Annotated in this window: 7 protein-coding genes; all 7 read right to left on the bottom strand. The window is 45.0% G+C overall.

Annotated elements, in window-relative coordinates:
* Positions 1–117 precede the first annotated feature (117 nt).
* The 7 genes from HC965_RS05760 to HC965_RS05730 all read right to left on the bottom strand — a co-directional run bounded on the left by HC965_RS05760 (position 118) and on the right by HC965_RS05730 (position 15,297).
* Positions 118–2,682, bottom strand: coding sequence for an SGNH/GDSL hydrolase family protein (locus HC965_RS05760; protein WP_191030556.1), 2,565 nt, complete (start codon positions 2,680–2,682; stop codon positions 118–120).
* A gap of 36 nt (positions 2,683–2,718) precedes the next feature.
* Positions 2,719–4,734: a DUF5125 domain-containing protein gene (locus HC965_RS05755; protein ID WP_191030555.1), complete on the bottom strand. Its 2,016-nt coding sequence runs from the start codon at positions 4,732–4,734 to the stop codon at positions 2,719–2,721.
* Between the two features lie 21 nt (positions 4,735–4,755).
* A complete protein-coding gene (locus tag HC965_RS05750; RefSeq protein WP_191030554.1) occupies positions 4,756–6,246 on the bottom strand; it encodes a glycoside hydrolase family 30 beta sandwich domain-containing protein in 1,491 nt (496 codons plus the stop codon).
* Between the two features lie 30 nt (positions 6,247–6,276).
* Positions 6,277–7,812, bottom strand: coding sequence for a RagB/SusD family nutrient uptake outer membrane protein (locus HC965_RS05745; protein ID WP_191030553.1), 1,536 nt, complete (start codon positions 7,810–7,812; stop codon positions 6,277–6,279).
* Positions 7,812–10,817: a TonB-dependent receptor gene (locus tag HC965_RS05740; RefSeq protein WP_191030552.1), complete on the bottom strand. Its 3,006-nt coding sequence runs from the start codon at positions 10,815–10,817 to the stop codon at positions 7,812–7,814. Before HC965_RS05740 ends, HC965_RS05745 begins: the two co-directional genes overlap by 1 nt.
* A gap of 209 nt (positions 10,818–11,026) precedes the next feature.
* Positions 11,027–12,670, bottom strand: coding sequence for a DUF6377 domain-containing protein (locus tag HC965_RS05735; protein ID WP_191030551.1), 1,644 nt, complete (start codon positions 12,668–12,670; stop codon positions 11,027–11,029).
* Between the two features lie 122 nt (positions 12,671–12,792).
* The gene (locus HC965_RS05730) at positions 12,793–15,297 is read right to left on the bottom strand and encodes a family 20 glycosylhydrolase (protein ID WP_191030550.1); all 2,505 of its coding nucleotides are present in this window, start codon (positions 15,295–15,297) and stop codon (positions 12,793–12,795) included.
* Positions 15,298–15,309: the final 12 nt, after the last annotated feature.

The following is a 15,309-nucleotide window of genomic DNA, read 5'->3' as shown; positions in this document are numbered from 1 at the left end:
TTTTTTTAATACTTTTTATAGAATCCGGGGCTAAGTTAGGGTTCTCTCCCAGTGTAGCGATATTATTAATATTAATGATACTTATAATATCGCTTGCCAACCGGGAGAGAGCTATTCTTATTCGGTCTTTACTGTCAAAGTATTCATACTTTGAGCCAGGTTCTCAATCGTTGATTTCGAGCCGTCCAACGGTGCATATATTTCCAGGCTGGACTTCAACATTCTTCCATCGCAGAGTTTATCTATTTCTTCCTGGTTCATAGCAGAACGATAGAAGAATAATTCACTGTATTCCCTGCTTTCTGTGGAAACTTTATCGCCGATGGTGAACTTGCCGACAGTCAGTTTCTCATTCAGTTCTCCTGCCAAAGCCTTGTCAGTATATAGCAATGTGCGTCCTTGTGCATAGTAATGTGTCAGGGATACAACATGCCATTGATTATCCGTAACGCTTGCCGCGCCTTTTATTTCGCCTGCCAAGGGGGAAGTATATACTACCACTCCATCCTGAATCTTCAAAGTTCCCGTCGCATTGCTACCGTTTGTGAAAGTGGCAATAGTTCCGTTTGCCGTACCTTTCACTTTGAAGGAGATTGTAAACGGATGCACTGTTTCTTCGGGGGTAAATTCGATAACTTTCTTATCTGCAAGAGAGTATGAAGTACCGGATACACGTGCGGGCTGGTTTTTGCCTGCGTCTATCGCGTCGAATAGGGAAGGAACCATGGCGTAAGTAAATTCACGATGTCCGTCGGTAGTAGGATGATAAATATCATCACCATTCTGATAACCGGTAGCCCATACACCTTTACCGTCATCTATCGCTCCCAATAAATTGACGGAAGGCAAATCCCACTCATGAATCAACAGATTCATTTGTTTTACATATTCATAGTCGTCTGCATTGAAGTCGCCACGGGTGTAGTTGTTCATCATCACCGGATATTTCCCGTCTTCACGCGCTTTCTTAATCAAAGTCTGCATATTTTCTTTGAACTGGTCGTAAATGGCAGGTTGATTTGCTGCTCCATGAATCCCTTCATTTCCTAATGAAAGGCCGAATATCACGTAAGTGCCGCAATCGTGAATCAGGTCGTTGTAACGTGCCAGCAAGTTGAGCGTGCTATTGCCGTTGACGGCAATTCCCGAAGTGTACCACGGCAATTTGCTTTCCTGGCTGCGGAAACGTTCGTCCAATAATTCACCATACATATAGGCATACCCACGATTATTGGTCGCTCCCTGTCCGTTGGCTACGGAAGAGCCCATTACAGAGATTTTGAAAGGGTCGATGCCTTCTTCGCCACAGTCGATGTAATAGACATACCGGCGTAAATCGAGCGTGATGTGATAGGTACCATGATTCAGGTTGATGTCTTCCGTATCATACCCCTGCGTACCCATACCGACTTCATTGACAGAGCCTTTCACACGCTTCATCACATAGTCCCAACTCTTATTCATTACAAAATTAAAGCGCTCGCGGTCACTCACGCTGGATATTCCGGTCAGTTTTACTCTTCCTGCCCAAACACCTTTGCCCTGATAAGCCAAAGACACTCCTTTGTCTACCGACCATCCATTGGGAGTAACGCTGCCGACAAGTGTCCAGTTTTCCACGGGAATGACGTCATACGTTTTGGTACTCAGGTCAATAGTGAGACGGACCAGTCCGGTCATTGGGGCTGCAATACTATAATTATTGGCGGCTACCACTCCTTCCTTATAACCTTTTCCGATGCTTACGGATTTGCCATCTTTCGTGGTTCCCTTGAATGAGAAATCACCGGACTTGAAAGAAGTATATACTTCAAAAACGTTGGTCGGGCTGCCATCGGCAGATACCATGTGCATCGGCACTTCGCCTTCTTCCACCGCACTGCCACTCATCGTGAGTGATGTAAACTGTTCGGGACGCTCGACATCCTTATATTCTTCTATTTTCAGCGCATTCAACGCAATATAATCACCATTCTTTCTTGAAACGGTAAACTTTATATTGCCTTCGTCGTCGGGGTAGACAAGTTCAGATTCACAGATATTCTGTATATTCTGATTGATGCCCTCGCCACCACAGTTGGTTCCCGAAGTTTGCAGTTCGCCCTGATAAAGATTCAATCCCGACATGGTATAATAGGCCGTGCGTGTCTGTGTATTGCTACGGCTGCCGAATGCATAAAACTTATAGGCTTTCTTCGGGTCAAGGTTGCTGAACGTAAAGCTGCTGTTGTTCTCGCCGGATTCAATAAAGAAGTAATCTTCCGTAGCAGATGCTACGGCAAAGTCTTTCAAAAGTTCAGCCTGGGGTTCAAGCAGGCCGCCGCCACCGCTTTGCCCATTGGTGGAAAAGCGGTTGTTCAAGGTCAGTTCGTATGTTACCGAAGTATTTTCCGAGTTGACAAAAGAAGAGTAGACTGTATTGATTGCAGCATAGTTTCCATCATTATTGAAAATATTATTCCAATAATGACTGTTAGCATCGGGGCCTTCGGTCAGACTTCCTCTCCCATCTGTTTGGGAACCGAAGTCGAAGTATAGCGTTTGTACCAATACAGGTGTTACCGGTTCAGGTATTACAATGTCTTCCCCCGGAGAAGGAGCTACTACCGGTTCGTCATCATTGCAAGAACCTATTGACAGCATTCCAAACAATGCAAATGCCAAGAATATATATTTCTTCATATCTTATTAATCTTATGAGTTATGATTCTTACTGATTTATCTTTCAACATTGGTGTATTCCTCTATCTTCAGAACATTGAGGGCGATATAAGAACCTTCCTGTCTCGCAATGGTAAACTTAATCTTACCGTCATCATCGGGGAAAATCAGTTCCGATACGTAAATCTTCGCAACGTTTTGGTTGATACCTTCGCCACCGCAGTTTGTACCGGCGATTTGGAGTTCACCTTCATCGTTATTATATCCCGATACTTTATAAAGGGCGGTACGCACGTCTGTCGCCTTCCGGCTGCCAAACGCATAGAACTTATACCCTTTATTCTTATCCAAACCGGAGAATGTAAAACTGCTATTATCTTCGCTCTGTTCAATAAAGAAATAATCTCCCGTAGCAGATGTTATCGCCAAATCCCCCAAATTATCTTCTGTTGGGTCTATTAAACCGCCACCACCACTTGCTCCATTCGTTGTAAAACGTGAGTCCAATGTCAGTGCATAAGTTGTTTCGGTGTTTCCCGAATTAATCAACGAAGAATAAACGGTACCTGCGCTTGCATAGTTTCCACTGTTATTTACTATATTATTCCAGTAGTTTCCGTTTCCATCGGGATTCTCGGTCTGTTCACCGCGGGCGGTATTCGTTCCATTAGAACCAAAATCGAAATAAAGAGTCTGCACGACCGCCGGTTCCGGTTTAACCTCTCCATCTGCAATCTTCTTAAAGGAGAGCACACCTTTATCATTTCCAGCTGTCAAATCAACTGTGAGTACATACGTAGCCCCTTCTTCCAGGCTCGCGCCGCTGGCAAGTTCTATATTCTTGCTGTCTGTCAGTTGAATAAGCGATGCAGTTCCGTCGTTTGCCAGCGTTAATTGGCTGAACTCGTTACCATAACCGTTTTGGAAGAAGAACTTGCCACTTATATAGTCGAAACGGAAACGTTGACCATACACAGAGTTATGTTCAGGTCCGGCTACGCCTGTAAACTGGTACTTCTTGGAAGAAATCTCCGGCACACAGTAATTGTTTCCATCATTCCAACCAAACTGGAAGTTCAGCGAAGGAGAACCTACTCCCCATCCCATCAACCAAATAGCTCCATGACCGCTGTCGGATAGACTAGCGTCATTGTCTCCATCCATGCGGGTTACGCCGAAGTATTTCTGTTTCATGTTGGCAACCACACGATACTTACCGTCCATCGGCAAGAAAGTCAGCGTGCCGTTGGATTCTTTCGTGAAGTAATCGGGATTCATCCACCAGCCACTCATATCAATGCCCGACACGACGATTGATTGTCCTTGTGTGAAGGATTTCTGTATAAGATACGTATTTGCATCCTGTGCCGTCATCTTCTCGCCGTCGAACAAGACATTTACCAATGGGGTTACTTCGTAGGTGAGCGCATTGAATGTCACTTCATAAGGTTCGGCAGCCGTACCGGAGAAAGTGATGGGATTCACGTTCTTTCCTTCCGAAAGCAGGTTGTCATTGTCCCAGCCAAAGGTCAGTTCATTGCCGTTTTCTCCAACTTTCGGCGTCTTAATATACGCTTTCAGGTCTTGGGGGAAACTGCCTGTCACACTGTAATTATACAGGGATTGTTTTTTCATCAGATACTCCTCTCCCATTTCGTCCACCAAAGTGACGTAAGGGAAGTCCGGACGGGAAAGTACAACTTCACGTTCCATCTCCGTAGTAGTGAAATGGATATTCTGAAGCACAAACTTCAGCGTGGCTCTACCATCAATCACATTCGGATAATAAGGAATAAAGACCTTTCCGGTGTAATCTTCACCGCTTGTCTTGGTACGGATTACCGTTTCGGATACCTGTTCTTCTCCGTAGAAGAGCTTCGCTTTCAAAGTAGAAAGAGGTATATCCACATCCGAAGCCTTGATTGTAAACGGAAGACTGTCTCCATAAAGAGCACTCATTTTTCCTGTGATAAATTCCATATCCGGGTTGCCCGACAGAAACTCGTCATCACTACAGGAATTCATAGTCAGGATTCCTGCCAACGCCAGTATTATATAGATACTTTTTTTCATGTCTTTATACTTTTAAGGTTCTTATTCCGACTTCGCCCAACGGTAGGAAGTCACAGATTTACCCGGAACATCATAAGCAAAATGACGTTTACCATCGCTGAAAGTTATTCTCTTTGTCTTTTCATTGTTGTTCATCAGGACAAAGGCGTATGTACCATCCGTATTCTCGAAAGCGGAGTACATGATATTACTGTCGGCGTAGCCGGATGCACCGATGCGTACAGCTCCCGGTTTCACTACGCTTGAAAGATGGGCGATGATGTAATAGTGTGAGTTGCGGATAATCGTCTTATAGTCGCTATTGCTGATGTCTACTGCGCCGTAGCAGGTCTGGCAGCCGCCTTCACGGTTGGGAGCACGGTCGTTGTCGAGCATCAGGTTCCATACCATCACGCCTTTGCACCAGTTGTTCACCGTGCCCAGGGCAACTTCCTTCATATCTTCGAGAAGACGTTTCGACAAGTCACGTCCGCTGTTCCAGGTACCGATGGAAGTCTCTGTGAAGAGAAGTTCCTTTTCAGGATATGCCTTGTGCATATTCAGAAGTTCTTCACGGTCACCGCCATAATTGTGATACGCAGCTCCCGCCAGGTAGCGGGAAGCATCTCCGTCTTCGTATATTTTAGCCGGATAGTTCTTTTCCGTTTCAATATTGCTGTAATCGTAGTTATGGTCGTATGCATAAATCTTCGTAGCCAGTCCGGCAGCTTCGAATTGAGGGCCGAGTTCAGACTTGACAAAGTCTCTCTGTTCTTCCCAACTCATATAAAGTGAAGCGGAATTGCCACGGTTCAAGGGTTCGTTTTGAGGAGTAACGGCGTAAATGTCGATTCCTTCGGCCTTAAATGCCTGTACCCACTTCACAAAGTAAGTAGCATAGTCCTGATAGTAAGCAGGATTCAACTGTCCGTTTGTCCATGAAGTCAGCGGAGTGAGGTCTGTCAGGCTCTTTACTTTCATCCATAGCGGGCACGTCCAGGGAGCAGCCATGATTTTAATAGAAGGATTGATAGCCATGATTTCTTTCAGAATCGGCAGGATATAGTTTTTCTCTTCGCTCTGCAAGGCAAAATTCTCAAGACCTTTGGTGTCGCAGCAGGTATATTCACTCAAAGAGAAGTCCGAGCAACCGATGGCAATACGGATATAGCTGAATCCGAATCCGCTGTCGTCAGAAAATGTTTCCGTAAGGAACGCATGACGGTCTGCCGGCTTCATCTGCAAAAGATTGAAACAGGTGGCACCTGTGATGGCAGCTCCGAAGCCGTCCATGGACTGATACTGTTCCGTTGGGTTCAGTGTGATGGAGGTAGGTGCCAGGTTGTCTTTCGAGCTGAAATTAACGGCGTCACGGGACAAGTCGCGTGTCAGGCTATTGGTTGTCACGTAGATAGTCACATCTCCGGTCGGAACGGGTGCAACCGGTTTTTCCGCGTCGTCACTGTTGCTGCATGCAGCCAATATGGTGAAGCATCCTAAAAAGGTCAATGCTATATTTCTCATGTTTATCATAATCGTAAGTTTTCTATGTTTTAAATTGAATTAATAACCCGGATTCTGGTGAATCTTATCATTCGCGTCAATCACCGACTGCGGGATAGGCAAGCGGTAAGAGTTCTTATCGAAAGCGTACACCTGCGTTTTGCGTCCCGAATCTTTGGCATATACAGCGTTCATCACTTCTTCCACTTTGTCCAGGCGAACCAGGTCGAACCAGCGTTGTCCTTCAAAGGCCAGTTCGAGACGGCGTTCTTTGAGTAGAGCATTGAGCATGGCATCTTTGCTTGTGCGGGTAGAAGCAGAAAGCGCTCCCAGTCCGGCACGTTCACGCACTTCGTCGATAATATCGGCTGCGCCTTCCAAGTCCGGGGTATTCTGCATTATCAGGGCTTCCGCTTTCAGCAACAGTACATCGGCATAGCGGTATTTTATGATACTGCTATTCGCCGAACGACATTTGTACATGAATGGATAGTTATCCGATGGATAATAGTTGCTCCAGGTACAATCATAATAAACGACAGTTTCTTTGAAGCGGACTTCGTCCCCTTCTTTTTTAAAAGCATTAATCAGGTCGCGGGATGGGGTTATCCATTTTGCCCATGTGAAGTTCGTGTTCCAGTTCACCAGGTCACGACCGAACATCCATGAGCACCAGTTACCGGCGCCGGGAGTGAATTGTGCTTCGAGGATGGACTCTTTGGTGTTGCGCATCTTTGCGTCCGTTCCGGCGGTATTCATTCCGAACAGGTCATTGAAGTCTTCTACCAAATCGAAACCGTCCGCTTTCACCTCGTCGCAATATTGAATGACTTTGGCATAGTCGCGTAAGGGTTTCTCCGCATAAATCTTCGCCAGTAATGTGCGGGCTACCGATTGAGTAAACAATGTCTTATTTCCCGTCGTGTTGTCCGGAGCGTACAGAACGGCATCCAACAAGTCTTTTTCAATCTGCTGATAGGCTTCCAGTTCCGTATTCTGTTCTGGGAAGTATTGCGGATATACCTCTTCTATATTGTCAGAAGTAATGTCCTCCGCTACGGTGGTAATCACCGGGAAATCTCCCCAAAGACGTACCATATCGAACATTACCATGGCACGGAATATCTTCGCTTCCGCTTTGTATCGTGCCCGTTCGGCAGTAGTCAATGAATTGTCTGTCACTGCGTCAATATTACAAATCAAGATATTGGCACGGGCAACATCTTCCATATACCGGTTCCAGTCACGCTCGAGCACAGAATTGGAGCCTTCAATGGAGTTATTCTCAAACGGAAGAACTTCGGCTCCCGTAGTACCCGCATAGGCATTGTCCGCATGTGAGTCTGCAATCAGAAGCAAGTCCACATACCAATGTTCCTGACGGTCGCGCATCTGATTATAAAGCGTAGTCAAATGTCCTTCAACCGCTGCTTTATCTTTAAAAACTACCTTTTCACCGGTATCTGTCACTCCTTCGGTCACATCCGAATAAGTATCCACAGGGTTATAATCCAGTGAGCAGGAAGAAATTCCCAAAAACAAACAGGAAGTGATTCCTCCTAATATATATCTCAGTTTCATAGTCTTTCCTTTCATTAGAATTCAACATTAACACCAAACATGTATGATTTGGAATGTGGATATGTACCCCAGTCGATACCTTGTACAGTACCACTATTCCCCCATTGGTTCACTTCCGGATCCATACCGGAATAACTAGTCCACGTCAACAGATTGGTAGCCGTGAAATAGGGCTGCAAACGTGTAATTCCCCATTTTCTCAATAGTTTCCCCTTGAAATTGTAGGATAAAGTAATATCTTTCACTCTGAGGTAACTGCCGTCTTCCACAAAATAAGTGGAATTCAATAATTTGAAATTAGCTTTCGGCACATCCGTAATTTGTCCCGGAATCCTCCAACGGTTCAAGACACGGGTCGACTGGTTTTTTCCATCATACATACCTTCCGTTTCAATACGTGAGGCATTATAAATATCGTTTCCATAAGAGCCCTGGATGAAAACACTCAGATTAAATCCTTTATAAGAGAAGGCATTTGTCAATCCATAAGTAAAATCAGGGTTCGGATCGCCAATGTATGTACGGTCGGAAGATGAAATCTTGCCGTCACCGGTCAAATCACGGTACATCAGTTCGCCGGTTTCGGGATCGACACCGTCACTGATATAACCAAAGAATCCACCCAAAGCACGCCCCGGTTCATTACGAACCACATAGTCGTTTATCACATCGCTTGTCTTTGCGTCATAATAAATCTTTCTTAATTCCAGCTTCGTCAACTTGTTACGGTTGAAGGACATATTAAAATCCGTATCCCAGGTAAATGCCCCGCCACGGAAGTTCTTTGTACTGATAGAGAATTCAAAACCCTTGTTAGTCATTGTCCCCTCATTACGGGCTATTTTGGTAGAACCGGCGGAACCTGCAGGAACCTCTGCATTCATCAACATATCCGTCGTTTTCTTGTAGTAATAATCAAGGTTAAGAGTCAGTCTGCCATTCAGCACCGTTAAATCCAGACCGATATTAGTCTGCGTTGTAGTCTCCCATGTTAAGTCAGGAGTACGTAGATTAATCTGATTGATAGTAGGAAGTGCATTTTCATAATCTGTCGTATCTCCCTCTTCGCCTTTCTTGAACCATTGGACGCGACGGATATCATAACGTTGAAGATAAGAATAGTCTCCTAATCCCGACTGGTTACCGGTTTGTCCCCAGCCTCCACGCAACTTCAAGTCATCAATCCATGTCAGATTTTGCATAAACTTCTCCGAAGAGATTCGCCATGCCACTGAGATCGACGGGAATACTCCCCAGCGATGGTCGGGATGCAGCTTGGAAGAACCATCTGCACGTATATTGGCTGTCAGCAGGTATTTACTGTCAAAATTGTAGGATGCACGACCAAAGAAGGACATGATTCCCCATTGCGAACCTCCTGTACCGGTATTATCCCATGCAATCTTATTTGCCGCATTCAACGTCTGTATCAAGTCATTACGGAAATGAGAACCATTTATCCAACTGTTAGAATAATCTGAATCCGTCCATGAGGACCCCGCCATTACCTCTAATCCGTGTTTCTTGAAATTTTTATTGAAAGTCAATACGTTGTCGAATGTAAGCACTGTATTCGTATTCCGGTTGTCCGAAGCTTCTCCATACTGATTACGCCCCCAAGAGGTAGAAATAGGATCGAGAAAAGTAGTATTAACAGCATTACGGCGATCAATTGTGAAAGTAGATTTGAACTTTAGCTCCGGAAACACAGTAACCAGTACATTACCAGATGCCAGCAGACGGTTTTCTTTATCCTTATTGTTTTTCGCACGTGCCATATTCTCCAATGGGTTTGTAATATTACTTACTCCATAAAAGTTGGTATAGTACTGTTGCGGGTTCAAAGGATCCCAAATCGGAGCAAAAGTCGGCGTATTGATAACCGCTAACACGACTCCTCCACGATTGGAACCGGTTCCCATTGCACCGCCTCCGTTACTGGTGTAATCCGAATAAGAAATATTAGCGCTTACCGTCAACCAGTCACGAATCTGATTCTCAAGGTTCACACGGAAGTTATAGCGTTTGTAGTAAGAAATATCCAAGACTCCTTTTTCATCCAGATATCCGGCGGACAGGTAATATTTAATCTTGTCGTTGCCATTGGATACGGCTACCTGATAATTCTGTGTTTTTCCTGTAGAATACGTTTCGTCAAACCAGTCTGTACGGTCGGGCAATCCATCGGGCAAAGACACCAATCCGATTTCGTCCTGCAACTCTTTATATTGTGAAGAATTCAAGGATTCCACCTTATCCACTACCTTATTCAGTCCGAACTGTGCTGTAAGAGAAATTTTAGCCTTTCCTGCCGCCCCTGCTTTCGTCGTTATCAGGATAACTCCATTGGCCGCTCTCGAACCATAGATAGCAGAGGATGAAGCATCTTTCAGAATCTGCATACTCTCGATATCGTTCGGAGAAAGGAATCTTATATTATCTACCGGAACTCCATCCACTACATATAGCGGGTCATTACTACCATTCATAGAAGTAGTACCACGCACACGGATAGACATATCCTCGCCCGGTTTACCGCTGGGGCTGATCACCGATACGCCGGCTGCCTTTCCCTGAATGGCCTGACCTGCCGAAACGATGGGGCGCATATCCAGGTCTTTGGTAGATACGGAAGAAATGGCAGTCGTCACGTCTTTCCGTTTCACCGAGCCATAGCCGATAACAACCACTTCTTCAAGCACCTCATTATCTTCCTGAAGCGTGACTTTCATCTGCCGCGCAGCCTTTATCTCTTGCGACTTATAGCCTACATAAGAGAATATCAAAGTGGCGTTTTGTTGAACATTTAATGTGAAGTTACCGTCCAAATCGGTGATTGCTCCGTTAGATGTACCTTTCTCCTGTACACTAACGCCGATAAGCGGCTCTTTCTGGGCATCCAGGATTTGACCGGATGCAGTAATCTGCTGTGCGGATGCACTCAAAGATAAAAACATTGCCAAGATTGCAAAGAAAATCTTGCGACTCCCCGAAAGGATTTTTCGCCTGTTCTTTTTCATGCGTACTAATTTAAAAGTTAATAATAAACATTCGGCTGCAATGGAACGAATCTCATTGCTTCCGAAGCACAGGTCAAAAGTATAAAGAAATCGAAGCGAGCTCACGGAGAGGGGTCAATAAGTGGATTACCCAAAAAGATAATCCATTTATTATCAAATACTTGCTTCTAGTTTCCTACTCTAAAAAAGTGGATAGTTTACAGTCCCGATTAGCGGATTTTTCGTACTAAATCTTCAAAATCCTCTCGCGAACCACGGGCTTTGTTTTTCACTTTCGCCCGGTAATTATAAATTGTATTCACCGAATAACGAAGAAATTCCGCAATCTGCGAACTGTCTTCAATGCCCAGGCGTATCAAGGCAAAGATTCGTAATTCGGTATTCAGCAACTCGTCTTTCTTCAGCACAATCCGTTCGTTGTCCTGCAAAAGGTCATTGAACTTCTTCACAAAGTCGGGGAAAAGATGCAGGAAAGCTGTATCAAAGTTGGCATACAATTCTTCCAGTTCTTCGTCAAGCGCATCCTGCGAGCGCGTTATCTTTAACAGTTCCGCTATCTGTCCGGCGGATACTTTCTTATTCACCATACGGCGATAGGCGTCCAAACGGTTGATATAGGTGGAGCATAGCTTGATAAAGCGGGCGATATATTCTTCCTTAATCTGATTGGATTCAGAAAGTTCGATATTTGTAGAGGACAGGCAACTGTTCATCTGCCTCAACTCTTCGTTCAATCCGTTTAATTGTTTGTTAGCCACCTGGAGATGGTTACGGGCATCCGCCAATTTCTTCATCTGACGGTAGATATAGCCTAAAGCCACAATAAGCAATAGCAACAGCGCAGTGATAAGCAGCAGATTCTGTTGCAGGCGACCGTTCTGTTTTTCAATCATGGCCTGGTAGGTCTTGTCTATCAATGAAAGTACGTCGGCACTTTGCCAGCTACGCAGGCGGGCGTTATAGAATTTGGTTGCATTCCAGGAAAAGCGCATATACTGATATGCACGTTCCATATCACCGTCTTCGTAAAGCAACTGCGCAAGCATCCATAGCGATGCATGGTCTTTTATCGCCGAGCGGGTATCGGAAATGGCGGAAAGGCATAGGTTCTCTTTCTCGCCTTGCCTGTCATTGCTATATTTATAAATGAGAGAACGGTGATAAGTGCCCATCGCATACTGTGGAGTATAGGGTTCCATTTCTGCCAACCGGAGATCATTAATCTTCAAGGCTTCCTCATACTGGTGACGGTCACGAAGCAGTGCTTCATGCATCAACAGATATTCATCGGATTCATGGGGTAATATGGCATACAAGGAGTCCTTATATGCCTGCGATATACTCCAGTAATGTCCCGAAAGTGTCTTATCCTGGGTATATACGCTTAGTTCACCATATACATGGTCAAAGCAGGTGTAATAATCGGGAATCAGACGGGAAGGTATATCTTTCCGGTCTACCGATTCCAAAACATCAATAGACTCCGTGTACATTCCCGTCGAGGATAATAGTAATGAAAGTTCTAGTTTGCTTTCTATTCTCCGGTCGGTATCATGCAAGCGTTCTGCAATCCGGATATTTTCATTCAAATAATGGATTGCAGAATCGCAGATAAAGGCTTTATATTCTTTGAATATCTGACTGTTCAGATTGTAATGTTCCGCAGAATTGGCTTCTATTCCGTGTACTAAATCTTTAAGATGCACGATGCGGGATTCACGTTGTACAACGTACTTTTCATGTTCCTGAATGGTCAAATCAAGCACACTGAGCAGCGAATCCAGGGTCTTTCCGGCCCAGGTATATAGTGGAAAAGAAAGAATCAAAAAGAATAACAGGTACTTTTTTTTCATCGGAGCATTTAACTTTAATAGAAGATTACAAGACTAATAAAGACAAATGTAGAGAAAATCTTCGTATTCTAAAGTATAAAACAGACAGAAATTAAAAGTACACCTATATACTCATCCACCAACTACTGCATATAAAGACTGGTTACACTTTGCTTATCCTTAAAGAATAATTTAGCTTTCACCACGGCCGAACGGCAAGTGACAGGAGCTTCCCAAAGTGCTGATTCAACCGTCGGTTCCGTGCCGTCCGTCGTATAACGTATCTGTCCGCCTGCGATGGGGGTATTGGCGTACAGAAGTCCGTCTTTGACGGAAAGTCCGGGGTGAGGTAAACGGAAGTTTACCCCTGTCCGGCTCCAACAAGGCATTTCCTTCATACTGATTTTTTCATAGAACAGTGATAAATCCCGGTCAAAGGCTTGCTGTTCTGCCACGCCGGAAAGGGTTTCCCAATCCGGGTGTGCATTCCAGCCGCGTTCTACCAGTCCCATCACTTTCGGGAACATATAATATTCTACCCATTGAAATCCTCGAATCGTTTCGGCAAATAGCTGTGCCTGCACGCCTTTTATATTTTTCCTGCCTGATGCGGTCAGTGTCGTTTTTCCTTTTCCTGCGGCGCTTACATCGACCGGGTTGCCTGCCATGTCCGTGCGGGAAGAACGGTAGACGTCATAAGGAAGCATGGAGAATGCTTTGGACTCATCCACATATCCGCCCCAAAAATGTCCCGGTTCATCGGGATGGGCATCGTAAGCCAAATCCAAATAGAAGTTATTCACGTTGCAGAGAATCACCGGGTAACCGTTGTTGGCTATCTGATAAGGAATCTCGTCTTCTTTCCATTCAGGAACCGTTTTCCATGAGTTGATGCCGGCTGCGTGCCGGGACAGGTAGGTATGAGTCTCCGGTTTATGCTCCAAAGCTACTTCCTGCCAACCGTTAAAGGATAAGTTATACTGTTGCAGGCAGTCAACCACCCGGGTAATGAAATACTCCGCCAAATCATGCGCCTTTGCCATTCCATGTTCTTCCATCAATGCCTGGCACAAAGGAGAACCCATCCACGCGCCCCGCGCTACTTCGTCACCACCCAGGTGGATAGTAGTCAGAGGTACATTAGCCTCTTTATACATAGCCACTATTTCCTGAATCACCTTTTCCATAAAACGATAGGTTGACGGCAAGGCTATATTCATCACATTATCCGTATAGGCTTGTGCGGAAATATAACGGGAAGTGTCTTGCAAGTCACTCAAGAGATATTCCTTCGCTTTCTCGGGGTCGGTATCCATATATTTATTATATCGCGCTTTCATCGATACAATGGCTGCACGGGCGTGACCGGGAGATTCTATTTCAGGGATGACTTGTATATGTCTTTCCGCTGCATATTGCAGGAAATCAATAAATTCGGCACGGGTATAGTAGCCGTTTCCTGTTGTAGCAGAAAAAGGGTCGTATCCACCGTTGTAAGCAGGGTATTGCCATTCCTTTTCATCGACGGTATGTCCCCGTCGCGCACCGATTGTTGTCAGTTCTTCGAGTCCCGGAATTTCCAGGCGCCAACCTTCATCGTCCGAAAAATGGAAATGGAGCACATTCAGTTTATAGGAAGAAAGAATATCTATGAGCTTCTTCAGATTGTCAACCGTCGTGTAGTTCCGGGCAATATCAATCATCTGTCCCCGGTATAATAAATCCGGATAGTCTTGGATAGACATTGCTTCCAGGCGTAACGGGCTGTCCTGCCCTTTCAGCAGTCCTAACAGGGTTTGTGTTCCATTAAAAACTCCATGCGGAGTAGCTCCGCTGATTCTGATTTGCTGTCCGGCAATATGGAGTTCATAATATTCTTCATTTACGGCCTTTTTATCGTCTGCGGGATAATCCAGGACGATAGTCACCGGAGCTTCCGGAGCTATTTCCAGCCCGAACCATCCGGTCAGTTTCTCTTTCAGGAGTTTTGCTTCGTTTGCAAAATCGTCATGGAAGGTCAAGGCAAGTTGCTTTTCCAATAAGATTTCCCCTTCGGCGGGAAGTACTTTCTTGACGGAAGGTATGATATCCGCCGAACGGAATTCTGAAATACGTGCGTTCGCCAAACGAAGATTGGTGTCGTAAGTCTTTTGTGCGGCAGACTTTTGCCATTCTGTAATGGGTAATGGAATGGCATCCAACGCCACAGGAAGCGGCTTTCCTTTGGATGCACCCGACTGGCTTACCCAATAAGCGCCTTCGGGTGCGTGCGAGTTCTTCGGTACTTCGCCGTCGCACTTGAAAATCACTTTCAAGGAGTCTCCCGGAGCTAATGAGGTAAAACCTTCGCCCGGATACATTTTAAAGTAGGTAGCGTTTACTTGCTCTACTTTTACCGGTGATGAAGCATCCGGCAGGATTTTACGGGGAAACTGCGAGTAGAAAATCTCCCAGTCCTTTCCTAAAGGAGCATCGGAAATGTTCTTCAATACAAATGAGTTTTCATAATATTTGCCGTTTTCATCGTAATTTCCCATTTCCCAGGTCAGAGATACCGGAGCTGTGGAATCATTTGCTGATTTACAACCGCTCGCAGCTAGTAGGATACACAGCCATCCCGCTAATAAAGAAAATCGTATATCGTTCATAAATTTCGTTTC

It is taken from the genome of Bacteroides sp. GM023 (assembly GCF_014750685.1).
Lineage (GTDB): Bacteria > Bacteroidota > Bacteroidia > Bacteroidales > Bacteroidaceae > Bacteroides.
Note: the sequence above shows the minus strand (reverse complement) of the source record. Positions and strands in the feature narration are given on the sequence as shown.

What these genes read in the sequence shown, in the direction of transcription:
- HC965_RS05755 (WP_191030555.1), bottom strand. Translation starts at nt 4,734, where the DNA reads ATGAAAAAAAGTATCTATATAATACTGGCGTTGGCAGGAATCCTGACT.
- HC965_RS05750 (WP_191030554.1), bottom strand. Translation starts at nt 6,246, where the DNA reads ATGATAAACATGAGAAATATAGCATTGACCTTTTTAGGATGCTTCACC.
- HC965_RS05730 (WP_191030550.1), bottom strand. Translation starts at nt 15,297, where the DNA reads ATGAACGATATACGATTTTCTTTATTAGCGGGATGGCTGTGTATCCTA.
- HC965_RS05740 (WP_191030552.1), bottom strand. Translation starts at nt 10,817, where the DNA reads ATGAAAAAGAACAGGCGAAAAATCCTTTCGGGGAGTCGCAAGATTTTC.
- HC965_RS05735 (WP_191030551.1), bottom strand. Translation starts at nt 12,670, where the DNA reads ATGAAAAAAAAGTACCTGTTATTCTTTTTGATTCTTTCTTTTCCACTA.
- HC965_RS05760 (WP_191030556.1), bottom strand. Translation starts at nt 2,682, where the DNA reads ATGAAGAAATATATATTCTTGGCATTTGCATTGTTTGGAATGCTGTCA.
- HC965_RS05745 (WP_191030553.1), bottom strand. Translation starts at nt 7,812, where the DNA reads ATGAAAGGAAAGACTATGAAACTGAGATATATATTAGGAGGAATCACT.